General features: G+C 73.0%; 14 protein-coding genes. 4 read left to right on the top strand and 10 right to left on the bottom strand.

All coding sequences use genetic code 11. The annotated features are described in order from the left end of the window. Positions 1 to 6: 6 nt before the first annotated feature. Positions 7 to 543 carry a phage holin family protein gene (locus DEJ47_RS31985; protein WP_150174138.1) on the bottom strand — a complete coding sequence of 179 codons (537 nt, stop codon included), beginning with the start codon at positions 541 to 543 and terminating at the stop codon, positions 7 to 9. Positions 544 to 713: 170 nt separating this feature from the next. Between DEJ47_RS31985 and DEJ47_RS37710 the strand changes: the two genes are divergently transcribed. From DEJ47_RS37710 to DEJ47_RS31975, 3 genes are all read left to right on the top strand, one after another. Then, a complete protein-coding gene (locus DEJ47_RS37710; RefSeq protein ID WP_370443954.1) occupies positions 714 to 791 on the top strand; it encodes a 50S ribosomal protein bL37 in 78 nt (25 codons plus the stop codon). Positions 792 to 915: 124 nt separating this feature from the next. Continuing rightward, on the top strand, positions 916 to 1,272 hold the full coding sequence (locus DEJ47_RS31980; RefSeq protein ID WP_150174136.1) for a VOC family protein: 357 nt from the start codon (positions 916 to 918) through the stop codon (positions 1,270 to 1,272). A 38-nt stretch (positions 1,273 to 1,310) separates the two neighbouring features. Further along, the gene (locus tag DEJ47_RS31975; RefSeq protein WP_223828568.1) at positions 1,311 to 2,021 is read left to right on the top strand and encodes a GntR family transcriptional regulator; all 711 of its coding nucleotides are present in this window, start codon (positions 1,311 to 1,313) and stop codon (positions 2,019 to 2,021) included. Here the strand turns inward: DEJ47_RS31975 and DEJ47_RS31970 are convergent. After that, positions 2,008 to 2,397: a VOC family protein gene (locus DEJ47_RS31970; RefSeq protein WP_150174132.1), complete on the bottom strand. Its 390-nt coding sequence runs from the start codon at positions 2,395 to 2,397 to the stop codon at positions 2,008 to 2,010. The genes DEJ47_RS31975 and DEJ47_RS31970 overlap by 14 nt on opposite strands. 251 nt (positions 2,398 to 2,648) lie before the next feature. Here DEJ47_RS31970 and DEJ47_RS31965 point away from each other — a divergent pair, with 251 nt between their 5' ends. Then, the gene (locus DEJ47_RS31965; protein ID WP_150174130.1) at positions 2,649 to 3,938 is read left to right on the top strand and encodes an amidohydrolase; all 1,290 of its coding nucleotides are present in this window, start codon (positions 2,649 to 2,651) and stop codon (positions 3,936 to 3,938) included. A 15-nt stretch (positions 3,939 to 3,953) separates the two neighbouring features. Here DEJ47_RS31965 and DEJ47_RS31960 read toward each other — a convergent pair whose 3' ends face one another. From DEJ47_RS31960 to DEJ47_RS31925, 8 genes are all read right to left on the bottom strand, one after another. Continuing rightward, entirely contained in the window at positions 3,954 to 5,927 is a 1,974-nt protein-coding gene (locus DEJ47_RS31960) for a DUF5107 domain-containing protein (protein ID WP_190415667.1), read from the bottom strand. A 40-nt stretch (positions 5,928 to 5,967) separates the two neighbouring features. Further along, complete coding sequence (locus DEJ47_RS31955) at positions 5,968 to 6,864, bottom strand: arginase family protein (protein ID WP_150174126.1); 897 nt, start codon at positions 6,862 to 6,864, stop codon at positions 5,968 to 5,970. A 51-nt stretch (positions 6,865 to 6,915) separates the two neighbouring features. Continuing rightward, positions 6,916 to 7,479 carry a GNAT family N-acetyltransferase gene (locus tag DEJ47_RS31950; RefSeq protein WP_150174125.1) on the bottom strand — a complete coding sequence of 188 codons (564 nt, stop codon included), beginning with the start codon at positions 7,477 to 7,479 and terminating at the stop codon, positions 6,916 to 6,918. Positions 7,480 to 7,506: 27 nt separating this feature from the next. After that, entirely contained in the window at positions 7,507 to 7,752 is a 246-nt protein-coding gene (locus DEJ47_RS31945) for a DUF1049 domain-containing protein (protein WP_150174123.1), read from the bottom strand. Between the two features lie 246 nt (positions 7,753 to 7,998). Next, positions 7,999 to 8,943, bottom strand: a complete 945-nt coding sequence (locus tag DEJ47_RS31940; protein ID WP_150174121.1) for an LD-carboxypeptidase — start codon at positions 8,941 to 8,943, stop codon at positions 7,999 to 8,001. Further along, positions 8,940 to 10,928 (bottom strand): prolyl oligopeptidase family serine peptidase, encoded by a 1,989-nt coding sequence (locus DEJ47_RS31935; RefSeq protein ID WP_150176007.1) that lies wholly within the window; start codon positions 10,926 to 10,928, stop codon positions 8,940 to 8,942. The genes DEJ47_RS31940 and DEJ47_RS31935 overlap by 4 nt, the downstream gene beginning before the upstream one ends. A gap of 26 nt (positions 10,929 to 10,954) precedes the next feature. Beyond that, on the bottom strand, positions 10,955 to 12,310 hold the full coding sequence (locus DEJ47_RS31930; protein ID WP_150176006.1) for a M20/M25/M40 family metallo-hydrolase: 1,356 nt from the start codon (positions 12,308 to 12,310) through the stop codon (positions 10,955 to 10,957). A gap of 16 nt (positions 12,311 to 12,326) precedes the next feature. After that, positions 12,327 to 13,160: a M55 family metallopeptidase gene (locus DEJ47_RS31925; protein ID WP_150174119.1), complete on the bottom strand. Its 834-nt coding sequence runs from the start codon at positions 13,158 to 13,160 to the stop codon at positions 12,327 to 12,329. Positions 13,161 to 13,326: the final 166 nt, after the last annotated feature.

Below are 13,326 nucleotides of genomic sequence, written 5' to 3'. Positions count from 1 at the left end.
CGGCCATCATGACCCGGGGCCGTCGGCGGCGCGGCCCCACGGCCGGACGCCCGCACGGCCCGTAGGGGGCGCGGTGGGCGGCATCGGCGGGACGTCGGGAGTGTCGGGGCCGGCCGGCGGGACGGTGGGGGGTGCGGGGGCCGCCGGGGTGGCGGGAGTGGCGGGGGCTGTCGGGCCGGTGCCGCCGGGGTCCGGGAGCGCCTCGGCCGCGCGGGTGCCGATGGCCGACGTCCTGGCGTCGTGGCCGGGGCCCGAGCGGGCCGCGTTGCGCAGCAGGAAGGCCGCCGCGCCGAGCACCGCGGCCACGATGAGGGCCGAGGCCCAGTCGGGCAGGCCGAGGTCGATGACGAGGCCGAGGGCCAGGGCGACGGCCGCGCCCGTGTAGAGGGCGGCGGCGCCGGAGGCCGCGTACAGCGTGGCCTTGCGCCGCTGCTTCCTGGTCTGCTCGCGGAACTCCTCGCGCAGTTCGGCGCGGATCGTGCGCACCAGTTCGTCGGTCAGGCCCTTGTCGAGGCCGGACAGTGGATTCTCTGGACCAGTCATGGCGCCCGGGTACCCGCCCGACCGGCGGTTTAACGGGAACACCGCGCGTGCGACGCCGACCTCAGAGGGTGACGCAGGACACACCATGCCCTGTTGTCCCCTAGGGTAGGCGGCGCGTGATCGTCCGGATTCGCACCCGGGAAGCACCATTCGGAACCACGGAGGTATCCATGTCCTCGAAGCGACGCCGCAAGAAGAAGGCCCGCCGCAAGAACGGCGCGAACCACGGCAGCCGTCCCCAGTCCTGAATCAGGACCGGTACGGCGAACGGAGGGCGGCACCGAACGGTGCCGCCCTCCGTCGTGCTCGGGGCGGAACGGAGTCGCCGGAGGCGGTGGCGAGCGGGCGGTCAATCATGAAATCGTTCCGACCATGGAGATCCTGGGAACCACGCTGCGGATCTGCGTCGAGGACCTGGAGTCCTCGGTCGCGTTCTACGAACGGCTCGCGGGCGGCACGGCGATGCGCTTCGAGCGCGGCGGCGTCTCCGTCGCGGCGATCGGCTGCTTCCTGCTGATGAGCGGTCCGGAGCACGAGCTGGAAGTGCTCCGCAAGGTCTCCGCGACCATCGCGGTCAAGGACGTCGACGAGGCGTACATGGTCCTGAACGCGTCCGGCGCGCGCGTCATCGCGGGCCCCGTCCCGACCCCCGCGGGCCGCAACCTCATCGCGATGCACCCGGACGGCTCCGTCTTCGAGTACGTCGACCGCCGCGTCAGCGGAACCTGACCCGTATCCTCGGTCCGACCGAGTGGAGGACGGTGCACGTGGCGGGCAGTACGGCGAGTGGCGCGGCGACGGGCGGCGACGGACGGACGTCGCTGAGCGCGCAGGCCCGCGAGGCCGTGCGGCAGCGCATCGTCGACCGCCGTTACGCCCTCGGCGCGCGCCTGGTCGAGCGGGAGGTCGCCGAGGAGCTCCGGATGTCCCGCGTCCCCGTCCGCGAGGCCCTGCGCTCCCTGGTCGCCGAGGGCCTGCTGGAGCTGTTGCCGCACAGCGGTGTGCGGGTGCGGCGCCTGGAGCCCGACGACGTACGGCATCTGTACGAGGTGTGGGAGCCCCTCGCCGTCCAGGCGTCCCGGCTCGCGGCGCGCCGGGTGGCGCACCGCGCGCCGGACGAACCGCCCGGTCTCGCCGCCCTCCGTGCCACGCTCGGCCACGCCGAGCAGGCGTCGGACGCGGACGACGGGGTGCGCGAGGTCGCCGCCCACACGGCGTTCCACGAGGGCATCGTCGCCCTCTCCGGCAACCCGCTCCTGGCCCGCACGATGGAACAGCTGAGCTGGCAGCTCCAGCTCCTGTTCGGGATGCGCGCCGAGCCGGACCACATGCGGGCCCAGCACCGGCTGATCTACGGACGGATCGCGGCGGGCGACGAGGACACGGCGGCGGCGAGCACGCTGATCCACGTACGGGACAGCCGGGCGGTGGCGCTGCGGTCGCTCTTCGAAGAGGGTGACGCGGTCACACGGCGGTAGCGACCTTCCACAGGTGGCCGTCCGGGTCGCTGAAGTAGCCGAAGTAGCCGCCCCACTCCGTGGCCGCCGCCTCCTTCACCACGGTGCCGCCCGCGGACTCCGCCGCCTGAAGCGTCTCGTCCACGTCGTTGCGCGAGTCCGTGAGGTAGTGGAGCGACACCCCGCGGAACCCGGCCCCCTCCGGCGGGACGCCCGCGTCCCGCGCGGCGGCCTCCCACTCGTACAGCGCCAGCATCGACGACCCTGGTCCCAGGCTGCACCGGACGAAGCCGGGATAGTCCTGGTCGACCTCGCAGCCAAGGCCGTCGACGTAGAACTTCTTGGCGCGGTCCAGGTCCTCGACGCCGAGCATGACGGCGCTCACCTGCAATGACATGGCGGTCTCCTCGCTGTCCCCATTGCGGCGGATGCGAGTCACGGTATAGCGGCTCTGATCGTCTCGCCTCCCGAGCAGGGTTGTATACGTACCGCGTTGCAACGCTCGGGCCTCTTGAGGATTTAGCGTGCAAATACCGCTTTCAACCCCGGCACCCTTGCCGACCCAGATGCACTTGGTATACAAACTGGCGGACGCTCCCCCCTCCACTCCACTCCCCTCCACTCCCCTCCCCCGACCGAGGAGCCCCCATGACACCCCTGTCCCGCCGCGGCGTGATCGCCGGCGCCGCCGCCCTGGCCGGCACCGCCGCCGCCCTGTCGTCCGGCCCCGCCACCGCCGCCGAGCGCCACCACGGCCGCGGCAGGGCCGTCGTCTTCCGCGACGTGCGCCCGCTCGGCGCGCGGACCCCCGTGGACCTCACCGTGGTCGACGGACGGATCTCCGACCGGCCCGCGCCCAAGGGTGCCGAGGTCGTCGAGGGCGGCGGCCGGCTCGCGCTGCCCGGCCTCGTGGACGCGCACATCCACCCCGACAAGACGACGTGGGGCGGCTCCTGGGTGACACGGAAGCCGGCGAGCGGCATCGCCGACTACTGCGCCCAGGACGTGGAGCTGTTCAAGAGCCAGAAGCGTCCGGTCGGCGAGCGCGCGTACGGCCTCATGGCGCACGCCGTGACGCGCGGCACCCGCGCCATGCGGGCCCACGCCGACGTGGCGCCGGCCTACGACCTGGCGGGCCTCGAAGGCGTCGCGCACGCGCGTGACCGACTGCGGCACGCCCTCGACGTGCAGATCGTGGCGTTCCCGCAGCACGGCGTGGTCCGCACGCCCGGCACCGCCGAGCTCCTGGAGGAGGCCGCGCGCTCGGGTCTCGTCGACTTCGTCGGCGGCATCGACCCGATCAGCTTCGACCACGCGATGGACGAACAGCTCGACCTGGTCTTCGGCCTCGCGGACCGGCACGGGGTGGGCGTGGACATCCACCTGCACGACCGGGACGAGAAGGGCACGAAGGTGCTGCGCTCCATCATCGACCGCACCCGCGCGCTGTCCCTGCGCGGCAAGGTGACGGTCAGTCACGTCTTCTGCCTGCCGCACCTGTCCGACGGCGAGCTGGGAAAGGTGGCCGCCGACCTGGGCGAGCTCGACATCTCCCTGACGACAGTGGCGCCGAACGAGTCGCTCGTCCTGCCGGTCGCGAAGCTGCGGGAGCACGGCGTGCGCGTCGGCCTCGGCTCCGACGGCGTGCGGGACTCATGGAGCCCGTTCGGCAACGCGGACATGCTGCACCGCACGCACATACTCGGCTGGGTCACCGACGTCCGCCTCGACGAGGCGCTCACGGACTGCTACCGCGTGGGCGCCCACGGCGGCGCGGACGTGATGGGCCTGCGCCACGCGGACTTCACGCCGGGCGCCCCGGCCGACTTCATCCTCGTACGCGGCGAGAACGTCCCGCAGGCGATCGTGGACATGCCGCAGCGCGACATGGTGGTGCACGGCGGCAGGGTGGTGGCACGCGACGGCGAACTGGTCTGAGCCGCCGGGCCCGCGTCAGCCCTCCGCCGGGCGCATCCGGAAGTCGTACCGCTCCGGTACCGGCTCCCCCGTCGCCGCCGTCCACAGCTCGCCCAGCGTCTCCGCGCCCTCGCGGAGGTCCGCCGCCTCGAAGCCGGAGTCGAAGACGGCACGGACGCCTTCCATGTCGCCCTCCGCGTACAGGAGTTGGGCCTCCAGGAGGCGGAAGCGGCCTTCGGCTCGGGTCGCCTCGTGCAGGCGGTCCCAGACCGCGCGGGCCGCTTCCGTGCGGTGCGCGGCGAGCAGTGCGGTGATGGCTTCGCGGCCGAGCGCGGCGGTGGCGACGGTCCACACGGGTCCGTCGTCGCGGCGCTCCTGGCACAGGTCGTCGAAGGCCTCCGCGTACCGGTCGGCGGCCCGCTCCGTGTTGCCCTCGGCCCGGTCGGCGACGGCGAGGCAGCGCAGCAACGGCCAGCGGGAGGGGGCGAGTTCGAGGCCCCGCTCCCAGCTGCGGACGGCCTGCGCCCGGTCGCCCGCGTGCCATTGGGCGACACCCAGGTGGTACTCGGCGAGCGGGCGTGCGGGCGCCGTCTCCAGCATGTCCCGCCAGTGCGGTGCGACGAGCGTCGGTCCGGGCGGTACGACCTTGCGCGGCTCGGGCACGGCACCCGTGTGCAGCAGCTCCAGCCACGGCGCCTGGTCGGGGCCGAGCGTCGACTCGGCGAAGGGCGTTCCCGGCACCTTGTGTCCGGCGCGCAGGACTTCGAGGGCGCCCCAGCCGGAACCGGTGGCGAGCGTCTCGCCGGGTTCGGTGTCGGCGGAGGGCAGCCACGCCTCGTACGCCGCGTCGACGGCCTCGCGGGGCAGCGCGTCGGCGAGCCGCGCCGCGACCTCGTCCCGCGCGCCCGCCCACTCCCCGTGCACACGGTCGGCGGACGCGGACAGCGGACCGTACGACTCCAGCCAGCTGAACTCGGCCTCCGCGTCCAGGCGTACGTGCTCCAGCTGCGTTCGCGCGAGGCCCGACTGGATCTCCGCGTAGCCGCCCGTGCCGGGTTCGGTGAGCCACTCCTGCCAGCGCCGGCCGCCGGCGCCGGTCCCCCAGACGAAGAGCTTGCGGCCGCGCGGCAGGTCGGTGGAGGTCTGGACGAGTCCGTGTCCCGCGTCGTCGAGCGCGGCCATCCAGCGGCGTGCGCCGTCCGGCACGTCGTAGAACTGGTCGGCGGGGTACTCGCTGTTCCGCGGGTACGTCCGGTCGGCGCCGTCGTACACGGGGACCGGCACCTTGCGCAGCGTGCCCGTGTACCCGAAGTGCCAGGCCTCGTCGGCGGGGACGAGCACCCTGCGGTCGTCGGGCACCGCGACGTTCGACCACCAGTAGACGGGGACGGGCTTCTCGTGCGGGTTGCGGACGCGGACACCCACGTGCAGGAAGTCGGAGTCCTCGGGCAGCCACAGGTCCACCTGGAAGGGCACGTCGCGCAGCCGCTCCCACTCCCACAGGCGCAGCATCTCGCCGCCGTCGGGCGCCGGTACGCGGGCCGCGTGCACGGGGGCGCAGGACAGGGTGGTGTGGCCGGTGGCGCCGATGTTCCACTCGATGCCGCCGGAGGTCCAGGCGCCGTTGAGCGCGAAGGCGGCGGGCTGCAGCACCGGGTTCCGGTACAGCAGTTCACGTCCCGTCGGCTTGTGCAGGAGGGAGTGGACGCGACCGCCGTACCCGGGCAGGACGGTGGCGCGCAGCTTGTCGTTCTCGACGACGATGACGTCGACGGCCGTGTCGGTGCGTTCGCGCCCGTACGCGTCGCGGACCCGGGTGGGCAGCGGGGAGCTCAGCGGTGCGTAGCCGAGCTGCCGTGCCATGTCGCGCGGCAGTCCTTCCTTGGCGCGCTCGTCGAGGGTGTGCACGTTCCGCAGGGGCAGCAGCGGCGGCAGCGGGTTCTCGGGCCCCGGTGCCGCCGCGGGCAGGGTCAGTACGTCGCGTCGCACGGTCGTCTTCACGATCACCATGGAACACGGTCGGCGGGGTGTCGGCCAGGGGCCGCCCAGGTCAGGATTGTGCAAAGGCCTCCACGATCACGTCGGTGAGCAGGTCGCCCGCCTTGCCGTCGGGGTCGAGGTCGGGGTCGTAGATGGTGACGTTGAGCCCGACGCAGCGCGGCGAGCGGACGAACGGCCGCAGCAGGGCGAGGAGTTCCTCGGCGAACAGGCCGCCGGGGTCGGGGCTGTCGACGGCGGGCATCACCGACGGGTCGAGGACGTCGGCGTCCAGATGCACCCAGAACCCGTCGAGTTCGGGCTCCTCCAGCGTCTGCGCGACGGCGCGGGCGATGTTCTCCTCGCCCCACTTGCGCAGCTCGCCGACGGTCGCGTTGGCGATCTTCAGCGCGGTGAACTCCTCACGGTCCTCGTCGCCGTCCCTGAGGCCGAAAATGCAGACGTCCTCGTCGCGGACGTAGGGCCGCAGCCCTTCGAGGTTCGTGAGGTCCTCCTGGCCGCGGCCGGTGGCCAGGGCGAGTTCCTCGCCGCCCGCGGCACCGATGCGGTCGGAGTTGCCCGGGTGCCGGAAGTCGGCGGAGCCGTCGATGGAGGCGATGCCGTACCGCCCGATGCGGCGCAGGGCGAGCGCTGCGCCCAGCTGGATCGAGCAGTCGCCGCCGAGGACGACAACGAAGTCCTCGGCGCGCACGTGGTGTTCGATGCGGTCGGCGAGCTTGCGGGTGTAGGAGGCGATGGCGGCGGCGTTGAAGACGCCGTCGCCTTCCTGCCAGTCACCGCGGTCGTAGCGGGGCGGCACGACCACGCCGCCCTCGGTGGCGCCGAGGCGCCGCAGGATGCCCCGCTCCCGCAGGGCACCGGCCAGCTTGTGGCAGCCGGGCACGGTGCCGGGGGCGGGCGGGCGCAGGCCCAGGTTGGAGGGGGCGTCGACGAGCACGATATTCCGCATGGCGCCCATCCTGTGCGACGCACGTCGGCCCTTTCAACACTCCCGGTCCCGTCAGGCGGCGGGGCGGGGCCGAGTTGGCCACATGTCGGCGGTGATCGCCCATCGTTCGTGGTCGCGCCAGGCCCCGTCGATGAAGAGGAAGTCCGGCGAGAAGCCCTCCAGCCGGAAACCTGCGCGGCGGACCAGCGCGATCGACGCCGCGTTGCCGGGCTGGATGTTGGCTTCCAGACGGTGCAGGCCGAGTTCCTCGAAGGCGTACGTGAGGACAAGTCCGAGGCCCTCGCTCATGAGGCCGCGCCCGGCGGCGTGCGCGAAGGCGCCGTAGCCGAGGGCGCCGCTGCGGAAGCCCCCGCGGACGATGTTGTTGATGTTGATGAATCCGGCGACGGAACCGCCGTCCCGGTCGCAGACGACGAACCCCGCTTTGGCGGGGTCCTCGATGACCGTCCCCGCGTAGGCGCGGAAGGCGTCGTCGGTGCGTGGCGGGAAGAGCCAGGGCCGGTGCAGCTCGCGGCTCTGGTCCGCCCGTGCGGTGAACTCGGCACCGTCCGCGAGGGCGAGGGGGCGTATGCCCACGCTGGGGCCTTCGGCGAGAAAGGGGCGTGATGCGGACATCCGGCCACGCTATCCGGGAAGCGCGCCCTACCGCCTCCGTCGCATGAAGTAGGCCCCGCACAGGGCGCCGATCAGGCCCGTGCCGAGCAGGGCCATCCAGAGCGGGACGGTCACCTCGGGGATGAGCAGCCGGATCTTGGTGCTGCGGGTGTTCTCGAAGATGAAGACGAGGGTGAGGACGACGACCGCGGCGACGGCCACCCTGCCGGGTGTCATCAGCCCGCCGCCCGGGCCGCCGCCCTGGGAGCCGCCCGTGGAGGTGTTGGGGCTCATGCTGTGGACCCTTCCGTCGGAGGTGCGCCGGTCTCCCCCGCGCCCCAGCATGGGCAGCCGGGAGGCTGAGCGCGCGGTGGAGGTGCCTCCGGGGTGGGTCGGTGGGCCGTACGGGTGACGCCCGGTGGGTTACCGAGACGAGGGGACCTCCACGCCGAGGACGGCCGACGACCGGCTACTACCGACCGGTAGGTACCGGCCGGGGGCATGCTGTGACGGAAGGCGAGGAAAGCCTTCGGGGGCGGGTCAGACGAGCGCCGGCACGTCCAGCGTCAACGTCCCGGCGTCCGCGTCGAGTTCGCCCGCCACCCCGAACGGCACCGTCAGCGCCCCGTCGCAGTGCCCGAACCCGAACTCCTCCGCCACCGGCACGCCGAGCCCGCCGAGCCGGTCCGCGAAGAGCACCCGCAGCTCCGCACGGTCCCCGCACTCCTCCCACGATCCGAGCACGATCCCCGCCACCCCGTCGAGCCAGCCGGAGCGCAGGAGTTGGGTGAGGATACGGTCCATGCGGTACGGCTCCTCGCCGATGTCCTCGACGCACAGCAGGCCGCCGCGGGCGGATGTCCGTGCCGTGGGCGTGCCGAGGTCGGCGGCGAGCAGCGACACGCAGCCGCCGAGCGTGACGCCCCTGGCGCGGCCGCCGACGAGGGCCGCCGCGTGCGGGGAGCCGGCCCGGATGACGCGGGTCTCCTCGGGCGCGAAGAGCGTGGTGCGCAGATGTTCCTGTGCCCGCGCGTTCTTGAGGAAGTCGACGGTGGCGGTCATCGGCCCGTGCAGGGTGGCGACGCCGAGGCGGGTGGCGAACGCCTCGTGCAGGGCGGTGATGTCGCTGTAGCCGAGGAACACCTTGGGCCCGACCGCTTCGGTCGCGCGCCGCATCGCCCGCCAGTCGACGAGGTCCACCATGCGCTGGACACCGTATCCGCCGCGCGCGCAGAACACGGCGGCCACGGACGGGTCGCACCACGCCTGTGCCAGGTCGCGGGCGCGGTCTGCGTCCGCCGCCGCGAGGTAGCCGAACTCCGGGTGGCGGCACCGGACATGGGGTGCGACGACGGGGTCCAGGTCCCAGCCGCGCAGGATGTCCAGGCCCGCTTCGAGACGGTCGTCGGGGACGGGGCCGCTCGGCGCGACGACGGCGACCCGCGCACCCGGCGTGAGGCGCGCGGGACGTATGAGCGGTCTCACTTGGTGAGCTCCAGGGTGGGGACGCGTCCCGCGAGGTCGATCCTGAACACCTGCGCGTACAGGGAGAGTTCGGCCTCCAGGGCGCGGACCATCGTGTCGGCGCGGCGGAACCCGTGCCCTTCACCCTCGAAGGCGATGTAGGCGTGCGGTACGCCGCGCCCCTCCATCCTCGCGAGGAACCGCTCGGACTGGGCGGGCGGGCAGATGACGTCGTCGAGGCCCTGGAGGAGCAGGAACGGCGCGGTGATCAGTTCGGCGTGGCGGGCCGGTGAGCGTTCCGCGTACCGGCCCGGCTCGGTGTCGAGCGGCCCCACGAGGGATTCCAGGTACTGGGATTCCAGGTCGTGGGTCTCCCCCGACGCGAACGCGGCGAGATCGAGGACCGGATAGCTGATCGTCCCGCAGGCGTAGACGTCCGTGCAGGTCAGGGAGGCGGCCGTGGTCCAGCCGCCGGCGCTGCCGCCGCGGACGGCGAGCCGGGCGCGGTCGGCGGTGCCCTCGTCGGCCAGGGCGAGGGCGACGGCGGCGCAGTCGTCGACGTCGGCGATGCCCCACTGCTCGCGGAGCCGGTTGCGGTAAGCGCGGCCGTACCCGGTGGAGCCGCTGTAGTTGACCTCGGCGACGCCGATGCCGCGCGAGGTGAAGTAGGCGATGGCCAGATCGAGCACGAGAGGGGCGCGGCCGGTGGGGCCGCCGTGCGCCCACACCACGTAGGGCGGCAGTTCGTCGTCGGGTGCGATGTGGCCGGGGTGGTGCGGCGGGTAGACGTGCGCGTGGATCTCGCGTCCTGCGGGGCCGTAGAAGGTGCGGATGTGCGGTTCCGGGTAGTACGCGGGGTCCACCGGGTCGTCGTGGGCGGCGCCGACGACGCGGGCGCGGCCGGTGCAGGTGTCGAGCTCCACGACTTCGTACGCGCTGCGGGGGCTCGCGGCGACGCCGGTGACGCGCGATCCGTGCGCGGCGACCGTCGAGGCCCACTCCGTCCAGGGGCCCGCGGCGTCGACGACCTCGCCCGTCTCGGGGTCGAGTATCCCGAGGGCGGTGGCGCCCTTGCCGTGCACGACGGCGATCAGTCCGCTCTCCAGCGGCGCGAACCAGTTCCAGCCGACCTGCCAGAGCGGTCCGGCGAACTCCTCCTGGCGCGGACAGAGCGGCTCGGCGCCGGTGGTGTCGCGGCGCGGGTCCACCCGGTACAGGTTCCACCAGCCCGTGCGGTCGCTGGAGAACAGGAGCCGCCCGTCGTGGGCCCACTCGACCTGCGCCACCGACTCCTCGGGACCGCCCGCGACCGTGCGGGCCGCGCCGAACGTGCCGTCGTCGCGCACCTCGGCGAGCGTCAGCTCCGTGCCGTCCCACGGCATGCGCGGGTGGTCCCAGCCGATCCAGGCGGCGTGCGCGCCGTCGGGCGAGAGGCGCGGGCCCGTGACGAAACGGTGCCTGCCGTCGGACAGTTCACGCACCGCGTTCCGGTCCTCCGCCGCCGTTCCGTCGAGCGGCACCGCGGCGATGACGCGCCGCACGTCGGTCGGCGCCTCACCGGTGAACTCCTCGAGGACGCACCAGACCTCGCCCCGGTCCAGGCGGAGGACGGGGTCGACCCAGCGCAGACCGCCGCCGATGCCGGAGACCGGGGTCAGGGGTCTCGGTTCGGCGCCGGGGGTGTCCGGCTCGTACGCGTACAGGCGCTGGTCGGCGAAGTCGACGAAGACCACGAGCGGACCCTCGGGGCACTCGGCCCCGGCCCAGGGACGGCCGCCGTACTCGACGACGCGGCTGCGCACGTTCCACGGTGCGGGCAGCACCGTGCGCTCCTCGCCGTCGGGCAGGCGCCGCACCAGCGCGCGCCGGCCCGCCTCGGTGGGGCGCGGCGCGGTCCACCAGGTCTCGGCGCCGACGAAGCCCACGAACCCGGGTGCGCCGTCGTGGGTCGCGGCGAGCTCGGCGTCGATCGGCGACGGCCATGATCCGTACGCCAGGGTCTGCATCATGTCCTTCTCTTCCCCCATTGTTGCTAGGCCGTACGCAGAAAGCGGTCGAGGACTCGGACGCCGAAGTGCAGCGCGTCGACCGGGACGCACTCGTCGACTCCGTGGAAGAGCGCCTGGTAGTCGAAGCCCTCCGGTGTCCTCAGCGGCGAGAAGCCGTAGCCGGTGATGCCCAGCCGCGAGAACTGCTTGGCGTCCGTGCCGCCCGACATGCAGTACGGCACGACGTGGCCCTCCGGCGCGAACTCCTCGACGGCCGCCCGCATGCGCGCGTACGTCGGCGAGTCGACCGGCGCCTGCAGCGCCACCTCGCGGTGGTGGAACTCCCAGTCGACGTCAGGCCCCGTGAGCCGGTCAAGCGTTCGTTGGAACTCTTCCTCTCCGCCCGGCAGAAAGCGGCCGTCCACGTACGCCACTGCCTCCCCAGGGATCACATTGACCTTGTAACCCGACTGCAGCATCGTCGGATTGGCGCTGTTGCGGACGGTCGGCGCGACGAGGTCGGCGGTCGGGCCGAGCTTCTCCATGAAGGCGTCCACGTCGTAGCCCGGCGCGTCGGGGTCGGTCTCCAGGCCGTAGAGCGCGGCCAGCTCGACGAGGGAGGCGCGCACGGTAGGGGTGAGCCGGACCGGCCAGCGGTGCTCGCCGATGCGGGCGATGGCGCCGGCCAGCCTGCTGACCGCGTTGGCGTGATTGACCTTCGAGCCGTGGCCCGCCTTGCCGCGCGCGGTGAGCTTGAGCCAGCCGGTGCCGCGCTCCCCCGCCGCGATGGGGTAGATCTGGTTGCCGCGGCCGTCGTGGAAGGTGAAGGCGCCCGACTCGCTGATGCCTTCCGTGCAGCCCTCGAAGAGCGCGGCGTGCTGGTCGGTGAGGAAGCCCGAACCGTCCTCGGCGCTGGCCTCCTCGTCGGCGGTGAAGGCGATCACGAGGTCGCGCCGGGGCCGCACCCCCGCGCGGGCCCACCGCCGGACCACGGACAGGATCATCGCGTCCATGTTCTTCATGTCGATGGCGCCGCGGCCCCAGACGACGCCGTCGCGGATCTCGCCGGAGAACGGGTCGACGCTCCAGTCGGCGGCCTCGGCGGGCACGACGTCGAGGTGCCCGTGGACGAGGAGGGCGTCGGCGGCCGGATCCGTGCCCTCGATGCGGGCGACGACGTTGGTGCGGCCCGGGGTGCGCTCCAGGAGCAGGGGTTCGAGGCCCGCGTCGGCGAGGCGCTCTGCCGCGTACTCGGCGGCGGGCCGCTCGCGGCAGTCGCCGCCGCCACGGTTGGTGGTGTCGATGCGGATGAGCCCGGAGGTGAACGTGACGACCTCGTCGAGCGCCAGCGCGTCCACGGTGTCGTCGGACTCCTGCTCCTGCTCCTGCTCCTGCTCCATCACCCGGGTCTGCTGGCTAGCCATACTGCTCCTCCACGGCGGCAGAGGCGATCGTCGTAACCGCCTTGAAGGTACGGATCCCCTCGTACATCGTCTCGCTGTCGTACGCGACCTTGCGCTCCCCCGTACGGCGCACACCCGGCACGACGGTCGACGCCATGGCGAGGTGCTCGGCGTCGAACTCGACCTCCACGGTGAAAGGACCGCCGTGCACCGGCTCATGCCGCACGGCCAGCGAGGCGGCCTCCTTGGCGGCGGCGCGGATGTCCGCGGCGGTACGGGCCGGGGTGCGGCAGACCGCGGCGTAGCGCGAGACGTGGTCCTTGACGGCGACCTTCAGGGCCCCGGGCGCGTAGCCGAGGGCGTCCTCGCAGGCCAGGTCGTCGCCGGTGACGAGCACGACGGGGACGCCGTACTCGGCGACGACGTGCGAGTTGAGCAGCCCCTCGCTGGCCCGGACGCCGTTGACCCACACGCCGGTGATCTGGTTGGCGAGATAGGTGTGCGCGAGGACGCCCTCCATCCCGGCGCCCGCGTGGTAGCCGATGAACGCGATGCCGTCGATGTCGCCGTGCTGCACGCCCTCCACCATGGAGAGCGACTTGTGGCGTCCGGTGAGCATCTCCACCCGGTCGTCCAACTGCTCGAGGAGCAGGTTGCGCATGGTCCAGTGCGCCTCGTTGACGAGCACCTGGTCGGCGCCCCCGTCGAAGAACCCGAGCACGGCGGCGTCGACGTCCGAGGTGAACATCGCCCGGCACCGCTCCCACTGCGGGGTGCCGGGCAGCACGTCGGCCGGCCAGGTCACGCCGGTGGCGCCCTCCATGTCGGCGCTGATCAGGATCTTCATACCCTCTCCCACTCCCCCGAGGCCGGATGACCGAACAGCCCACACTCACATCACTTGCCGACCCCAGTTTCGCAACCACGCCGGGCATCGCGGTGAAGGGGTGCCGTGACCTGACCGGCCTGATCGTTTCGCGCGGGCATCCGCACAGGGTAGACAGTGGCGCGGG

This window comes from Streptomyces venezuelae (genome assembly GCF_008642355.1).
GTDB lineage: Bacteria > Actinomycetota > Actinomycetes > Streptomycetales > Streptomycetaceae > Streptomyces > Streptomyces venezuelae_B.
Note: the sequence above shows the minus strand (reverse complement) of the source record. Positions and strands in the feature narration are given on the sequence as shown.